We start from the raw sequence: 1,522 nt of genomic DNA, 5'->3' as shown, positions 1-1,522 counted from the left end.
GGGTATAAGAGACAGGCGTTGAACATGTCGTAGCCCTCGCGCTGGTACTCCACCAGCGGGTCGCGCTGCGCCATGGCCCGCAGGCCGATGCCCTCCTGGAGGTAGTCCATCTCGTAGAGGTGCTCGCGCCACTTGCGGTCCAGCACCGACAGGACGACGCGGCGCTCCAGCTCGCGCATGACCTCCGAGCCGAGCTCCTCCTCGCGCTTGGCGTAGGCCGCCTGGGCGTCGTCGCGGATCTTCTCCGCGAGCGTCTCGGCGTCCAGCCCGGACAGGTCGCCGTCCTCGTCGTCGGTCAGGTCCTCGACCGAGATCGAGATCGGGTACAGCTGCTTGAACGCCTTCCACAGCTTGTCGAGGTCCCACTCCTCGGCGAAGCCCTCGCCGGTGGCGCCCGCGACATAGCCGGCCACGACCTCGTCGATCATCCGGCGGACCTGCTCCTGCAGGTCGGCGCCCTCCAGCACCTGGCGGCGCTCGGCGTAGATGACCTTGCGCTGCCGGTTCAGCACCTCGTCGTACTTCAAGACGTTCTTGCGCATCTCGAAGTTCTGCTGCTCGACCTGGCTCTGCGCCGACTTGATCGCGTTCGTGACGATCTTGGACTCGATCGGGGTGTCGTCCGGGATGTTCAGCCGCGTCATGATCGACTCGACCCGGGCCGAGTTGAACAGCCGCATCAGGTCGTCCTCCAGCGACAGGTAGAACCGGGACTCGCCCGGGTCGCCCTGCCGGCCGGAGCGGCCGCGCAACTGGTTGTCGATGCGCCGCGACTCGTGCCGCTCCGTCGCGAGCACGTACAGGCCGCCGGCCTCGACGACCTCCTCGTGCTCGCCCTTGACGTCCTCCTTGGCCTTCTCCAGCGCCTCCGGCCAGGCCGCCTCGTACTCCTCGGGCGTCTCCAGCGGGGACAGGCCGCGCTGGTGCAGCACCAGGTCGGCGCGGAAGTCGGGGTTGCCGCCGAGCATGATGTCGGTGCCGCGGCCCGCCATGTTCGTCGCGACGGTGACGCTGCCCTTGCGGCCCGCCTCCGCGACGATCGCCGACTCCTGCTCGTGGTGCTTGGCGTTCAGCACCTGGTGCGGGACGCCGCGGCGCTTGAGCATCTTGCTCAGCTTCTCGGACTTCTCCACCGAGGTGGTGCCGACCAGCACCGGCTGGCCCTTCTCGTGCCGCTCGGCGATGTCGTCGACGACGGCCTCGAACTTGGCCTGCTCGGTCTTGTAGACGACGTCCGCCACGTCCTCGCGGATCATCGGCTTGTTCGTCGGGATCGGCACGACGCCGATCTTGTAGGTCTTGTTGAACTCCGCCGCCTCGGTCTCGGCGGTGCCGGTCATGCCGGACAGCTTGTTGTAGAGGCGGAAGTAGTTCTGCAGGGTGATCGTGGCGAGCGTCTGGTTCTCGTCCTTGATCGCCACGCCCTCCTTGGCCTCGATGGCCTGGTGCATGCCCTCGTTGTAGCGGCGGCCGTGGAGGATGCGGCCGGTGAACTCGTCCACGATCAGGACCTCGCCGTTCA

Annotated in this window: 1 protein-coding gene; it reads right to left on the bottom strand. The window is 67.5% G+C overall.

What is annotated here, in order from left to right:
• Positions 1-1,522 (bottom strand): preprotein translocase subunit SecA (locus tag ETD96_RS43845; protein ID WP_478209506.1); only part of this gene is annotated, 1,522 nt, incomplete at both ends.

This window comes from Actinomadura geliboluensis, assembly GCF_005889745.1.
GTDB classification, from domain to species: Bacteria; Actinomycetota; Actinomycetes; order Streptosporangiales; family Streptosporangiaceae; genus Spirillospora; species Spirillospora geliboluensis.
The sequence above is the reverse complement of the archived record's forward strand: the minus strand, read 5'-3'. Positions and strand labels throughout refer to the sequence as shown.